The sequence below is a fragment of the Methylocystis rosea SV97 genome, assembly GCF_000372845.1.
Lineage (GTDB): Bacteria > Pseudomonadota > Alphaproteobacteria > Rhizobiales > Beijerinckiaceae > Methylocystis > Methylocystis rosea.
Map to the genome: position 1 here is coordinate 2,112,420 of NZ_KB889963.1, position 12,390 is coordinate 2,124,809.

At 61.8% G+C, this 12,390-nt stretch carries 15 protein-coding genes; 14 read left to right on the forward strand and 1 reads right to left on the reverse strand.

Annotated elements, in window-relative coordinates; translation table 11 throughout:
* Positions 1–129: 129 nt before the first annotated feature.
* Positions 130–405 carry a hypothetical protein gene (locus A3OO_RS23575; protein WP_156824799.1) on the forward strand — a complete coding sequence of 92 codons (276 nt, stop codon included), beginning with the start codon at positions 130–132 and terminating at the stop codon, positions 403–405.
* Between the two features lie 119 nt (positions 406–524).
* Here A3OO_RS23575 and A3OO_RS23580 read toward each other — a convergent pair whose 3' ends face one another.
* Positions 525–1,022: a hypothetical protein gene (locus tag A3OO_RS23580; protein WP_156824800.1), complete on the reverse strand. Its 498-nt coding sequence runs from the start codon at positions 1,020–1,022 to the stop codon at positions 525–527.
* Positions 1,023–2,051: 1,029 nt separating this feature from the next.
* Here A3OO_RS23580 and A3OO_RS0111080 point away from each other — a divergent pair.
* From A3OO_RS0111080 to A3OO_RS0111145, 13 genes are all read left to right on the forward strand, one after another.
* Positions 2,052–2,696, forward strand: coding sequence for a MarR family transcriptional regulator (locus tag A3OO_RS0111080; RefSeq protein ID WP_018407917.1), 645 nt, complete (start codon positions 2,052–2,054; stop codon positions 2,694–2,696).
* A 6-nt stretch (positions 2,697–2,702) separates the two neighbouring features.
* Positions 2,703–4,742 carry a terminase gpA endonuclease subunit gene (locus tag A3OO_RS21520; RefSeq protein WP_018407918.1) on the forward strand — a complete coding sequence of 680 codons (2,040 nt, stop codon included), beginning with the start codon at positions 2,703–2,705 and terminating at the stop codon, positions 4,740–4,742.
* Positions 4,739–4,963: a phage head-tail joining protein gene (locus tag A3OO_RS21525; RefSeq protein ID WP_018407919.1), complete on the forward strand. Its 225-nt coding sequence runs from the start codon at positions 4,739–4,741 to the stop codon at positions 4,961–4,963. The genes A3OO_RS21520 and A3OO_RS21525 overlap by 4 nt, the downstream gene beginning before the upstream one ends.
* Positions 4,964–6,496, forward strand: a complete 1,533-nt coding sequence (locus A3OO_RS0111095) for a phage portal protein (RefSeq protein ID WP_018407920.1) — start codon at positions 4,964–4,966, stop codon at positions 6,494–6,496. It begins immediately after the preceding gene.
* Between the two features lie 17 nt (positions 6,497–6,513).
* The gene (locus A3OO_RS21530) at positions 6,514–8,580 is read left to right on the forward strand and encodes a prohead protease/major capsid protein fusion protein (RefSeq protein ID WP_018407921.1); all 2,067 of its coding nucleotides are present in this window, start codon (positions 6,514–6,516) and stop codon (positions 8,578–8,580) included.
* Between the two features lie 93 nt (positions 8,581–8,673).
* Positions 8,674–9,006, forward strand: a complete 333-nt coding sequence (locus tag A3OO_RS0111110; RefSeq protein WP_018407923.1) for a DUF2190 family protein — start codon at positions 8,674–8,676, stop codon at positions 9,004–9,006.
* Between the two features lie 6 nt (positions 9,007–9,012).
* On the forward strand, positions 9,013–9,348 hold the full coding sequence (locus tag A3OO_RS0111115; protein WP_018407924.1) for a head-tail joining protein: 336 nt from the start codon (positions 9,013–9,015) through the stop codon (positions 9,346–9,348).
* Positions 9,336–9,992: a DUF6441 family protein gene (locus A3OO_RS0111120; protein WP_018407925.1), complete on the forward strand. Its 657-nt coding sequence runs from the start codon at positions 9,336–9,338 to the stop codon at positions 9,990–9,992. The genes A3OO_RS0111115 and A3OO_RS0111120 overlap by 13 nt, the downstream gene beginning before the upstream one ends.
* Positions 9,989–10,453 (forward strand): hypothetical protein, encoded by a 465-nt coding sequence (locus tag A3OO_RS21535; RefSeq protein ID WP_018407926.1) that lies wholly within the window; start codon positions 9,989–9,991, stop codon positions 10,451–10,453. The genes A3OO_RS0111120 and A3OO_RS21535 overlap by 4 nt, the downstream gene beginning before the upstream one ends.
* A gap of 2 nt (positions 10,454–10,455) precedes the next feature.
* A complete protein-coding gene (locus A3OO_RS0111130) occupies positions 10,456–10,656 on the forward strand; it encodes a hypothetical protein (protein WP_018407927.1) in 201 nt (66 codons plus the stop codon).
* A 4-nt stretch (positions 10,657–10,660) separates the two neighbouring features.
* On the forward strand, positions 10,661–11,626 hold the full coding sequence (locus A3OO_RS0111135; protein ID WP_018407928.1) for a phage tail tube protein: 966 nt from the start codon (positions 10,661–10,663) through the stop codon (positions 11,624–11,626).
* Positions 11,626–12,111, forward strand: a complete 486-nt coding sequence (locus A3OO_RS22605; RefSeq protein ID WP_018407929.1) for a hypothetical protein — start codon at positions 11,626–11,628, stop codon at positions 12,109–12,111. Before A3OO_RS0111135 ends, A3OO_RS22605 begins: the two co-directional genes overlap by 1 nt.
* Positions 12,112–12,152: 41 nt before the next feature.
* On the forward strand, positions 12,153–12,389 hold the full coding sequence (locus A3OO_RS0111145; RefSeq protein ID WP_018407930.1) for a hypothetical protein: 237 nt from the start codon (positions 12,153–12,155) through the stop codon (positions 12,387–12,389).
* Position 12,390 lies beyond the last annotated feature (1 nt).

The following is a 12,390-nucleotide window of genomic DNA, read 5'->3' on the forward strand; positions in this document are numbered from 1 at the left end:
GAGGATCAGCTCTGCGCATCAGCGTTAGGGCGCTTCGTGAAGGCGCGAGGGCTGCGTCGCGAGCTCTATGACGCTGGCGAGCAATACGCGAATCTCAAGCGCCAGTGGCTCGCGTTTTTCGGCGCTCCAATGCCCGACCGACTCTCCGGCTCCGGAACCGGCGTGACGCTCGCGACCGCGCAAGAGTGGGGACGAAGACTCGACGCATTGGAAATCGCCATAGCGACCGCAGCACCTGCTGGATATGGACTCGCAGTGCTCGAATACGTCCGATCCATGGCCGTTGACGGCATTGACCCGGCGGCGGGATCGCCGATCGGCGCGATAGAGCGCGGGCTACTTGGGCTCGCTGTTGAGCTCGGTCGTATTGACAAAAACGAAATCCAGGGCATAGTCGGAAATTGATACTGAGATAATCACGCCCGGAGCAGAAAAGCGGCCGGGCGTTTCATTTTTGCGAACTCTCGGTGCTGTAGCCGGCGGAGCCGGTCGCCTTCTTCCAATGGACCACACTTTCTCGTTACTTAACATTCCTCTATTTTTCGGAGGTACATGTAGCTGTCTCCCTCCAAAGATAAATTTTTTTGCTGGCTTATTTTTGCAGTCAGTTTGCCGGGAGTGTAGCTGAATTCGTCCACGTAAAAATCACCTATTCGTGTTATTATTTCAAACTTTCCTACGTTCTTGCATCGAGTTTGTATTTTAGTCAGTGTTTGCTTTGAAACTCGCAAATTACCATCTCCGCGGATTACAATGTTCAATTTTTTTTTGCATTTATCGTTGAAAGCAATCTCTGGCGTTCTCTCATCGGACCAGCGAACCTTAACTTGCTTGCCGCTACACTCAAGATCAAACAATATCCCGTCCTTATCTGCTGAAACTACAACCCCGGAATATTGCTCCAATGGATAAGTATGGAATATTAGATTATCAGCCATGCTTAAGTCAGCGGAACGCATGAAAACAAGGCAAGATATAAACAGTGCGAAGCCATTATGGCGACGTGTGAGAAAATTGATCATGATCTGATAGCCTTATGTGATGTATATCAATGCTTGGATTCTGCGCAGACATCGTAGGAGTCTTGAATACTACGATTTCATTCGACGAGCTATGAAGAAGGAGGAGCAGCGATTCCTTTGTACGGGGAGGCCAAGTGCCTATTAATTTGTTAACTAGATCTGATTTATCCTTGCTGTTGCTGTAAAAGTGTGTAAGGGCCTGTAGTGTTGTGGTACTGACATACATGTCATCGACAGCCGATCTTGCACCAACGGCAAATGCGAAATAGCTTCCTCCTACCAATGCGGCAATCAAGAGGCCATAAGACAGGGCCTCCCCCCCTATAACGAGTTGAGTCGCTTGTATACTGAATGAAATTCTATGAACAAAAACAGCAGTTATAATCGATGAGAAGATTACAAGAAATAGCTTATCCGCGTACAGCAGTGTAAATCCTCTGTATATTATGTGAGAATAATCCAGACCAAGAAATTGATATTTGATCCCAAACTGAGAATAATATGCGTCGGTAGTTATTAGGCCAAAAACAGCAAAAAAAGTGGCTACGAAAATCATTTGGTCTCTAATCAGCTTTAAAAAGTCAATCGGGTTGCTGTCCTTCCGATGATCGATCGAGCGAAATCGCAACCGACGCGCTGCCGCCGAGGGCTTTTTTTTGTGAAAAGCAACCATGCTCTTTCAAAACCGGGTAAGAAGCTTGAAAGCTTCGGGCGGGCCTTTCTAATGTTATGCACCCTCAAGTCTGCACTCATCCGATCTTTCCTACAAGCCCAAGTTGGGACGACGAGATGCGCAGCGTTCCTTTGCTCAAGGCGAAATGACACAGCGCGTATCGATACGATGAAGGTAAAGCCCGGTGCGAGACAGGCGGCGTCGCGGGTCCTTCCTTGGTAGCCCCTATACGGATGGGGCGGGGGTCCGGGGGTGGGAACGTAATTACTAGTTTCATCAGGGTTGCGGATCGCTGGTTGCGATAGCGCCGGGTTGCGATGTTGGTTGCGTATCAGGGCAAGAGGTTGCGAACCTGAATGGCGAGCGAAGCGGCGGCGAGAAAGGACGACGCGGACTGGGTTTCGGTCACAGAGCTCGCCCGCGAGCGTGGCGTAAGTCATCAGGCAATCTCGAAGCGTGTCCGGGCGCTCGCGAAGCGCGGTCAACTGTCGACGCAGCAACAGGGCAAGACTGTCCTGGTTCATCGACCATCGTTCGACGCGCTTTCCGCCGCATCGCATGATCCGGCGCAGGATCTCCGCAATCGCCATCAACGCCGCGTTTCGGCGAACGATGATGGGCTCCGCGATCTCATCGAGGAGCCTCCAGCGCCGCCAACGGTCGATGACCCGGCGAAGGAGCCGCCGAAACCTTCGGCGTATGACGACGCATCCACTCGTGAAAAGCATGCGAGGGCCGCGCTCGCCGAAATACAGCTCGCGCAGAAGAGTGGAGAGCTGGTGCCGGCACGGGAGCTTGCCGGCGCACTGACGGAAGTCGGGACGGCGATCCAACAGCACGTCAAGCGACTGACGGCGAACAGCGGGAAATTCTACGCGGCGGCGATCGGCGGCGGCGAAGAAGCATTGCGCATCGAACTCGAGCAATACGCCAACCAGCAGCTCGCCGACATCCGCGCTTCGATGAACGCGCTCGCCGCCACCACGGAAAAGACGGACTAATCACCTATGCAACCGAAATTCGCTTCCGCGCTGGCGATCGTCGCCGGCGCGATCGCCGCCGCTATCACGCCGCCATCGTCGCTAACGCCGTCGCAATGGGCTGCGAAAAATCTCGTCCTCGCCGAGGGGCCGCGCGCTGGCGAACTCTGGGACCCTGCGCAGGCGCCATACATCTGCGCGATCATCGACACGGTCTATTGCGGCCCTCACGTCAAGGGCACTGTACGCAAATCGGCGCAGACTGGATTCACGCAGGGCCTGACGGCCGTCGAAGGATGGATTGCGGCGGAAAATCCCGCGCGCACGCTGCATGTGATGCCGACGACTTCGCTCGCGCTCGGCTACAATCGCGAAAAATTGCAGCCCGTTATCGATGCGACTGCCGCTCTCAAAGCGCGCATCCGCGACGTGTCCAGTCGAGGGGCCGTCGGCTCCAATTCGCTTTACAAAGCGTTTCCCGGCGGCTCCATCGCCATCGTCGGGGCCAATTCCGCCTCCGAATTGCAGTTTCGCACGATCAAATACGCGAATTGCGACGAGATCGATCAGTATCCAAAGGATCTTGAGGGCCAAGGCTCGCCGATGGCGATGATCGACGCTCGCCAGATCGCATTTCACACGACACGCGACTATCGCAAACTGCAGGGTGGCACACCTACGCTGAAGGGCTCGTCGCTCGTCGACGCAGAATTTGAGGCAGGCGACCAGCGCTATCAGCATCTGCCGTGTCCGCACTGCAAGGAGCGCATTCGACTCGTGTTCGGCGGCTACGCCGACGAGACAGGCAGCGTTGGATTGCGGTTCAACCGTGGCGCCCCCTATGACGCGCACTACGTCTGCCAAGCATGCGGCGTGCGCATCGAGCATTGGCAAAAGCAAGGGATGGTCGCGGCGGCGCTCGAACTGCCCGATTACGGTTTCATTGCCGAAAAGCCGGAACCGGGACGGCATCCCTCGTGGCATATCGATGCGATCGCGTCGAACTTCACGACCTGGGACAAGATCGCCGAAACTTTTGTCAGCGCCGGCGACGATCCGCAGAAGCTCAAGAGCTTCTACAATCACTGGCTCGGCCTCGCCTATGAGGAAAAGTCCGACGCCCCGGACTGGCAGGCGCTCTATAAGCGCCGCGAGCCATACGCGGAGCGTGTCATTCCCGTCGACGCCCTGATCGTCGTCATGGGCGTCGACGTGCAAAAGCGCGGACTCTACGTCGAGCTCACCGGCTGGACCGCGGATCGCCGCAGCTTCACGCTGTTTGCGACCTACATTGCAGCAGGAACGGTCGAAAAGCCGTCCGATACGTCGGACCCGGAAGATTCGTGCTGGAAGAGGCTTTCGGAGTTGCACGAAACGCCGCTTGCCGACGCCTTCGGCGGACGTCGGCGCATCGATGCGACGGGCGTCGACTGTCGCTACAACGCGCCTGTTGTTTATGACTGGGTTCGTCGACACCACGGCGCCTACGCCATCCGCACAGAGGAAGGCTGGGGCCGACCGGCTCTCGCCGCTCCGCAGCTCGTCGACTTCGACTGGCGCGGAAAGCGCATTCGCAAGGGCGTCCAGCAGTGGAAAGCCGGCTCCTATAATCTCAAGTCGCGCTTCTACGCCTATCTGAATCGCGAGACGTCGATCGGCGAGGACGGATTGATTGTCGCGCCCTCGGGCTTCTGCCATTTCGGCTCCTTCCTGCCGGAAGGCTATTTCCGGCAGCTCACGTCGGAGTATGTGGGACAGGACAAAGCCGGAAACCGCATCTGGAAGCAGCGTGAAGAGGACAATCACTGGCTCGATTGCCGCGTCATCGCGATGAGCCTCGCCTTCGGCGCGCCGGTTTTCGACATAGGCAATCGCCCCGAGAGCTTCTGGCGCGATCTCGCCTATGAGCGCGGCGCGCCGGAATCGGTGCTGGCGCCGTTGCTCCGCGCCGCTGATCCGATCGCCGCCGCAGCGAAGCTCGATGCGGAAGCGCCGAGCGAGTCTCCGCCAGGAGAGGCGCAGGAACAGTCCGGCGGATGGCCCTATTCGGGAGGCTCCTGGCTATGATGCCTTCCGAAATCGACTCGGCGATTTCCGCGCTCGAGGCGGCGCTCGCCTCCGGCGAGCTAACCGTAGAATACGCGGGACGGCGCACGACCTACCAGTCGCAAGACAACATCATCAAGGCGCTCGAGTATTTCAAGCGCCAAAAGCAGGGTGTGCCGACGACGGGCCCCGCGCCGGCGAGCGCCGATCGCGGCTCCTATGCGAGCTTTTCGCGAGACTGAATGACCTTCAAACCGTCCTTTTTCGACCGCGCGTTGCTTGCGATCGCGCCGACGCTCGGCATCAGGCGATTGCATGCGCGCGCGGTCGCGGAGCAGCTGCTCCGCGCGTTCGACGGCGCCTCGCATGATCGTCGACTATCGGGCTGGATTACAACCGGAGCCTCGGCAAACTCCGAGAACTATGGCGCGATCGATCGTCTTCGCAATCGCGCGCGCGATCTCGACCGCAACAACAAACTCGTTGCCTCGGCGCGCGCCCAGTTCGCGGGTCGCGTCGTCGGCACGGGCATCACGCCGAGGGCCGTCGACCCGCGCAAGAGCCTGCGAAAGATCGCAAACGACGCCTGGAAGCGATTCGTCGAGACCTGCGATCCCGAGGGGCAGCAGGATTACTATGGCATGCAGAATCTCGCGGCGGGGACGATGTTCCGCGATGGCGAGGTGCTGAGAGTTTGGACGAAGGACGAAGACGGCAACTCCGACGGCAAAATCATGCTTCGCGAGGCCGATTTTCTCGATTCCAGCCGAGAAACATTCGGAATGGCTGCGAAAGACGACAAAATTGTCATTCAGGGCGTCGAATTCAACAAAATCGGCGCGCGAACCGGCTATTGGCTCTATCCCGTCCATCCCGGCGAGCTCATCGGCGTGACGCCGAACCGCCTGATGCGCGGGATCTCGAATTGGGTCGATGCACAAGACGTAGATCATATCTACCAAGTGCTAAGGCCAGGCCAGATACGCGGCGCGTCTTGGCTGGCGCCGTCCATAACGGCATTGCGCGGTCTCGACGATGTCAACGAGGCGATCATCTGGCGCAAGCGCATCGAAGCCTGCATCGGCCTCGTCATCCGCACGCCAGAGGCGCAAGGCGCGGCACCCATCCTCGGTCCGCAAAAGACGGACTCAAAAGGGCGTATAGAAGAGACCCTCTCGCCGGGTAAATTACTGCGCACCGGCCCCGGCGAGGATGTGACGCCATTTCAGCCGTCGACGAGCGGCGATACGCTCGATTTCATCCGCTCGCAGCTCTTCGCGTTCTCTGCCTCGATCGGCGTTCCATATTTCGCAGTCACAGGCGATCCCAGCCAAGCGAACTATTCGAGTCAGCGCGCGGCGATCGTCTCAGGCAATGTGCTGATCGACGTCGTTCAGTGGCTCGTCTTCGCGCCACGCGAGCGGCGCGCCTGGCGACGCGTCATGCTTCGCGAAGCAATTCTGAAGCGCGACCACCGCATTGCGGAAGTTGGTTGCGAGCTCGCCATGCCGGTTCGGCCCTGGGTCGACCCGCTTAAGGAGATCATGGCGAAGGTCATGGAGATACGCGCCGGTTTGCAGGCGCAACCCGATGCGCTCGCCGAACGCGGCGTGAACTGGGAGGAAGTCGTCGCCGAGATCGACGGCTTTCTCGGCGCGCTCGACTCGACGTCCTCGAAAGTCGTTCTCGACACGGACCCGCGTCGGATCAATCACGCCGGAGCGCTGCAGATCCTGCAAGGCGCGCTCGGCGGCGCTGACGCCGCGAACAATTAAAACTGAAAGGAAAGCCCATGACGCGTTCATTGAACGCGCCGCCCGGTTTTCAGCCGGGCGGCAATCTCGCACGCGAGATGCGGTTCGAGACGTTAGCGTCCAGCTATGACGAGTCCAGTCGGACAGTCGAGGCCGTATTCGCCGCCGGCTCTCCCGTGCGTCGCTGGGGTTACGTCGAAACTCTCAATATGGACCCGGCCGCAGTGGATCTCTCGCGCGTGCAGGCTGGCCAATGCAAGGTTCTCGATTCGCACAACGCCTTCGCGATCGACGCCATACTTGGCGTTGTCGAGGAAGCCAGGATCGAGAATGGCCAACTCGTCGGCCGCGTTCGTTTCGCCGAGACCGAGGCGGGCCGCAAGGCTGAGGGAATGGTCGTTCGTGGGGAGCTAAGCGGATTCTCCATCGGCTACTCGATCAAACGCTGGGTTCTTATCAGCGAAGAGGAAACGGGCGAGCAGACGTGGCGCGCCGACGACTGGTCGCTCCTCGAAGTGACTCTCTGCGCCGTTCCCGCAGATCCCGCCGCGACGGTCCGGGCCGCCGCGACAAGCGGAACTCTTCCGGATCGTCAGCAACAGGAGATTGACGACATGACTCGTTCCGCCCAGCCGGCGGCCGCTGCGGCGGCCGTCGAAAACAGCAACGCTCCCACGCCCGCAGCTACTCCGACGCCGACGGAAACGCGCGCGGCGCCCGAGACGCCCGCCTCGACTCCGGCGACGGCTCCGGCTGAACGGTCCGAGGCCGCTCGCGCCACACCGGCGATTAATGCAGCCGACATTCGGGGCCTGCAGCGCCTCGCCGATCTCGCTGGAGCGCGCCGCGACGTCGACGGCTGGATCGATGAGGGACTCTCTCGAGACTCCATTTTCGATCGACTCGGCGAACGCGCAGCGCGCCGGCAGGAGGCGACGGCCGCGATCACCGGGCCCTCGGCCCATGTCACACGCGACGAGGGCGATATCGTCCGACGCGCGGTCGAAAGCGCGCTCATTCTCCGCGCTGATCCGGAGGCCTTCCCAGTTAATACTGCGGAAGGGCGCGAGTCGCGCGAACTCGCCCGCAATTGGCGCGGATGCGACTCGGTCCTTGGCATGTTCTCTGATTATGTGAGCGCGACGCAGGGCGTTTCATTGCGCCACCTCTCGAAGATGGAGCGCGCGACGCTGGCGCTCGGTCTACCCGACACTGGGCTCATGTCCCGTGCTGGTATGTCGACGTCCGACTTTTCCAACCTCATGGCAAACGTCGCGACGAAACGTCTGCGCGACGCCTATAGCGCGATTCCGCAGGCCTGGCGCCAGCTCGGCCGTCAATCGAATTCGCCGGACTTCAAGTCGAAATCGGTGGTGGCGCTGTCGTCGCAGCCGAGCTTCGAAAAAGTCGTGGAGGGCGCTGAGTTCAAATACGGCAAGTTCTCGGACGCCGGCGAAACATATGCGCTCGCGACGTACGGCAAAATCGTTCCGATCACGCGCCAGGCGCTGATCAATGACGATCTCGGCGCCTTCAACCGCTTGCCGAGCATGATGGGGCGTTCGGCGGCGGAACTCGAGAACCAGGTGGTCTGGGGAACCTTCTCGGCCAACGCCAATATGAGCGATGGCGTGGCGCTGTTCCATGCCAATCACGCGAATCTCGGCACCGCCGGCGACGTGACCGAAACGACGCTCGCCGAAGCCGAGCAGCTCATGATGGAGCAGCTCGACGCGGCAGGACAGCCTTTCAATGGGCTCTTGCCGGTCTACCTGATCGTGACGCCGAAGAGGAAGGTTGCAGCGCAGAAGCTCCTAACCGCGGTTCAGGCGACGGCGACCTCCGGCGTCAACACCTTCGCCAATCGCTTGACCCTGATCGTGGAAGCCCGCCTGAAGCCGGCAGCGGGCGCGCAGCCGTGGTTCGTCCTTGGCGATTACAACGTGCTCGACACGTTCGAATATGCCTATCTCGACGGCCAGGAAGGCGTCTATGTCGAGCAGCGTGTCGGCTTCGAGATCGATGGTCTCGAAATCAAAGGCCGTCTCGACTTCGCGGCCAAATGGATCGATTGGCGCAACGCCGTTAAGAACGCCGGCAACTAACTGCAAGCACCGCGCGCGCCAATCTCGGTGCGCGCGAACTCCTTTTGCGCGCGATCGGGCGGCGCGCTTTCCCTCACATAGAAGGCATGCATCATGGCGACCAGCTTCATTCAATCTGGCGAAGCAGTGGAATTCGCGGCCCCCTATGCCGTCGCGTCTGGCGCGGGAGCGCTCATCGGCGCAATCTTCGGCGTCGCACAGACGACTCTAGGCAATGGCGAGCGCGGCGCATTTCAGCTTTGCGGCGTCTGGGAGCTCGCAAAAAACTCGGCGGAGGCCTGGACCGAGGGCGCGAAGATCTATTGGGACAACACCAATAAGCGCTGCACGACGACCGCATCTGGCAACACGCTGATCGGCGTCGCGACGGAGGCGGCGGCGAATCCGTCCAGCGTCGGCCGCGTGCGACTCGGGATCGTCGCTTAACACGTTATGCCTTCGCCCTTCGACGCATCGGCGGCGCGGACGCTGCAGAGCGTCTTCGCCAGATTCGGGACGCCGGCGAGCTATGTCTCGCCCGATCTCGTCACGACCGATTGCCGCATCGTCGTCAACAGCGCCGATGAGGTCGTTGCGCTCGGCAATGTGCCGATCGTCGCCGGGCGAATGATCGTCGAGGTTCGCGCTTCCGAGATCGCTGCGCCGTCGAAGGGCGGAGCCTTCATCGCCGACAACCGGGAATTCAAGATCGTCGGCGCGCCGCGGCACGAGGATCCTTCCGGCCTCGTGTGGACCTGCATGTGCGATCCACAGCCATGTCTCTCCTGAAACTCGACGTCGATAGAAACGCGGTGTCGCGCGCGCTCGAGGAAGAGCGCGTGGGCCTGGCGCGCCGGGTGCGCGTCGCGACGGAAAAGGCGGGGCGCGAGCTCCTGGTCGAGCCGCTCCGCGCCATGACGCGCGAAGCGTTCGACTCGCGCAAGCTCCCGACGACCTGGCGTGCCAGGCTCTATCCGGAAGAGGCGCGTCACACGCTGACGCCAGCCTTCTTCGCCTTCTCGAAAGCGCCGGCGATCATGACGGCGTTCGAAAACGACGCGACGATTCAGCCGCTCGCGGGGAAGAAATATCTCTGGATTCCGACCGAGAATGTGCCGCGCGGGCGCGGCGGCAAGCGCCTCTCGCCCCGCGAAGTCATGGCCCGCGTCGGGAAGTTCCGGTTCATTCCGCTCAAGAATGGCGGCTTCCTAGCGGTTGCGCAGGCGGCGCGCGGATCTCGGCGAGCTCACCGCCGGGGCGGCGCGCGAACGCCGACGATCGGCGGCGCGAAGAACGGCAAGGGCGAAGGCGTCGCTTTCTTCGTGCTCAAGAAACAAGTGCGGTTGCGCAAGCGTCTCGACATTGCGGGGATCGCCGATCGCGCCGGCGCAAAATACAGCGCGGTCTACCAGCGCGCGGCGAACGGTTCATGAGCTCGAAGACGGAAGCCGCGATGCTCGCCCTCCTGGCGGCGTTGAAGGCCTCCGGCGCTCTCCCGGAAGCGCGCCGAAGTCCTGTTTTCGACGGCGTCTTCGAAGGCCTCGACGCCTGCACGCCGCAATTCTCGGCGGTTCTGGCGCTGCTCGATGGTGACATCGTGCAAGACGTCCCGGTCGGCTACGGACCGGACGGGCCGTCCCATCATGAAATCGTGCGCAAGGCCGAGATCGAATTCTATGTCGCCGGGCCTGAGGGCGACGCGTTGAACGCGGCCTTCGATGCGGGCCTGCAGGCGATCTATGACGCGATCGCCGCCTCCTACACGCTCGGCGGCGTCGTCGACAGCGCCGATGCGGAGCCTCCCGAACTTGGCGTCGAGCGCGCCGGATCTCGCGCGGCGCGCACGGCGCTGATCCGCGTCGCGCTCACTTACGTTTCCACGAGGAGCTACTGAACATGGCCGAGAAACCTTCCCCGGCGTCGGAGCCATCCGCGCCGGAGCCGACGCATCTCGTGGTCATCGAGGCGACGGGCGACTATCAGCGCGGCGCGATCGTCCCGAATGCGCCGGACATCGCCAAAAGTCTTGCCGGCAAGTGCCGTCCCGCCACGCAACAGGATCTCGGCGTCGCCGGGATCATGACCGGAAAGGCTTGAGAAGATGAGCACGGCTTCGATTGCGCTAGGCCAGGTCGCGCGCCTGGCGTTCAAGGACGAATCCGGCGCCTATGGAACGCCGGCGAGCGGGAACTATCAGTACGGCTTCTATTACAAATCGTCGCTGCGCGAGACGAAGCCGATCGAGGCCGATCCGATCATCGGCGCGGGCTACAACAATTTCCGCGACGCGACGCCGCCCGCGCCGGCGTTGTCCGAACATGGCGGTTCGCTCGAACTGCCGGTCTGCCTCAATCAGATAGGCGACTGGCTGAAGCTCCTTCTCGGCGCGCCGCAGACGTCGGGCGCCACGAACTTCGTACACGCCTTCACGTCCGGCGCGCTGACGCTGCCGACGCGCACGATCGAGCTCAATCCGATCGCCGGCGACTTCCGCCAGCACGTCTCCTGCGCGGCGAAGAGCTTCTCCTTCGACGTCGCCGACGCCAATGGCTACCAGCGCGCGACGTTGGATCTCCTCGGCCAGGGCGAGAACCTGCTCGGATCATCCGGCGCCGGCACGCCCACGGCGGCCCGCGCCTATGATCCGGTCAAGGCGACGGGCGGCGCGGTGCTGTTCGGCGGCGTCGCGGTCGGCGTGCTGCTCTCAGCGAAATTCCAGTACGAGACCGGCCTGTCGCAGGATCGCTATGTCGACGCGTCGGCGAAGTTCGGCGCGTCGATCCTCGCCGAACAGGCGAGCCTCACCGGCGAACTGCGGGTGCGCTACACCTCGGCCGCCTTCGACACGGCTGCGGTAAACGAGACCGACCAGTCGCTCGAGTTCAACTTCGTCAAGAGCGCGAACAACTCCCTGACGTTCCTTGCGCCGGCGACGCGCCTCGCGCGCGCGGGCGTCGCGATCGAGGGGCCGGGCGGCATCGAGCAGACGATCTCGTTCCGCTGCGCCCAGACCGCCGGCGCGCCGATGCTCACCGCCACTCTCAAGAACCAAATAGCGAGCTATTGATGATCAGGATCGGCAAACCCAAGAGCGATCAGCGCCTGCCGCTTGGGCCCGGCGCCTGGCTTACCTATCGCGAGGCGACGAGCGTCGATCGCGAAGCCGCGTATCGCAACGCGCGTGAGTTCTTCAAGGCCGTCAAATTGGGCGCCAAGGCGCTCGCCGACTTTGGTCTCGATATCGGCGACGCGAAGGCGCTCGAAGCGGATGAAGCGCTGTCCTCCGGCGTCTCGCTGCTCGTGTTCAACGTCGAGCTCTTCATGCGCTGCGTCTCGCACTGGGACGGGATCGGCGACGAGAACGGCGTGCCGCTGCCGCTCACGCGCGAAAACGTCGCTAGCCTCCTCAAGGATCCGGCGCTCTATGAGCTCATCTCGAGCGTTTTGACCGCGCGGCTTGTGACGCTGGACCAGGAGGGAAACGGATCAGCGCCCTCGCCGAATGGCGCGCCGGCGGGGGCGCGGCCTACTGCAGAGCCTGCCGCGAACTAGGCTCACCCTGCGCCAGAGGTCGGCCATCCGCCGACGGCAGAATGTGCCCGGAGCACGAGCACGCGCCGCAGAGCGTCGAAGGGGCGGCGGCGCTGCGCGCCAGCCTCGCGCCGGGCGCAGTGAAGCGCGGCGGATTCACCGGGCAGATCGTCGGCCTCGACTTTGGGCTGGCTTGGCTCCTCGCCCCGCAGGACTGCGATCGCGACTCATTCATGGATCTTCTTCTCATCGCCGAGCAAGGCTGCCTTGCCGGCGTCGCCAAACTTAGGACGGACTGAC

Excerpts from the sequence above, each read along its gene's own strand:
- A3OO_RS23575 (WP_156824799.1), top strand. The coding sequence starts at position 130 with ATGCCCGACCGACTCTCCGGCTCCGGAACCGGCGTGACGCTCGCGACC.
- A3OO_RS23580 (WP_156824800.1), bottom strand. The coding sequence starts at position 1,022 with ATGATCAATTTTCTCACACGTCGCCATAATGGCTTCGCACTGTTTATA.
- A3OO_RS0111080 (WP_018407917.1), top strand. The coding sequence starts at position 2,052 with ATGGCGAGCGAAGCGGCGGCGAGAAAGGACGACGCGGACTGGGTTTCG.
- A3OO_RS21520 (WP_018407918.1), top strand. The coding sequence starts at position 2,703 with ATGCAACCGAAATTCGCTTCCGCGCTGGCGATCGTCGCCGGCGCGATC.
- A3OO_RS21525 (WP_018407919.1), top strand. The coding sequence starts at position 4,739 with ATGATGCCTTCCGAAATCGACTCGGCGATTTCCGCGCTCGAGGCGGCG.
- A3OO_RS0111095 (WP_018407920.1), top strand. The coding sequence starts at position 4,964 with ATGACCTTCAAACCGTCCTTTTTCGACCGCGCGTTGCTTGCGATCGCG.
- A3OO_RS21530 (WP_018407921.1), top strand. The coding sequence starts at position 6,514 with ATGACGCGTTCATTGAACGCGCCGCCCGGTTTTCAGCCGGGCGGCAAT.
- A3OO_RS0111110 (WP_018407923.1), top strand. The coding sequence starts at position 8,674 with ATGGCGACCAGCTTCATTCAATCTGGCGAAGCAGTGGAATTCGCGGCC.
- A3OO_RS0111115 (WP_018407924.1), top strand. The coding sequence starts at position 9,013 with ATGCCTTCGCCCTTCGACGCATCGGCGGCGCGGACGCTGCAGAGCGTC.
- A3OO_RS0111120 (WP_018407925.1), top strand. The coding sequence starts at position 9,336 with ATGTCTCTCCTGAAACTCGACGTCGATAGAAACGCGGTGTCGCGCGCG.
- A3OO_RS21535 (WP_018407926.1), top strand. The coding sequence starts at position 9,989 with ATGAGCTCGAAGACGGAAGCCGCGATGCTCGCCCTCCTGGCGGCGTTG.
- A3OO_RS0111130 (WP_018407927.1), top strand. The coding sequence starts at position 10,456 with ATGGCCGAGAAACCTTCCCCGGCGTCGGAGCCATCCGCGCCGGAGCCG.
- A3OO_RS0111135 (WP_018407928.1), top strand. The coding sequence starts at position 10,661 with ATGAGCACGGCTTCGATTGCGCTAGGCCAGGTCGCGCGCCTGGCGTTC.
- A3OO_RS22605 (WP_018407929.1), top strand. The coding sequence starts at position 11,626 with ATGATCAGGATCGGCAAACCCAAGAGCGATCAGCGCCTGCCGCTTGGG.
- A3OO_RS0111145 (WP_018407930.1), top strand. The coding sequence starts at position 12,153 with ATGTGCCCGGAGCACGAGCACGCGCCGCAGAGCGTCGAAGGGGCGGCG.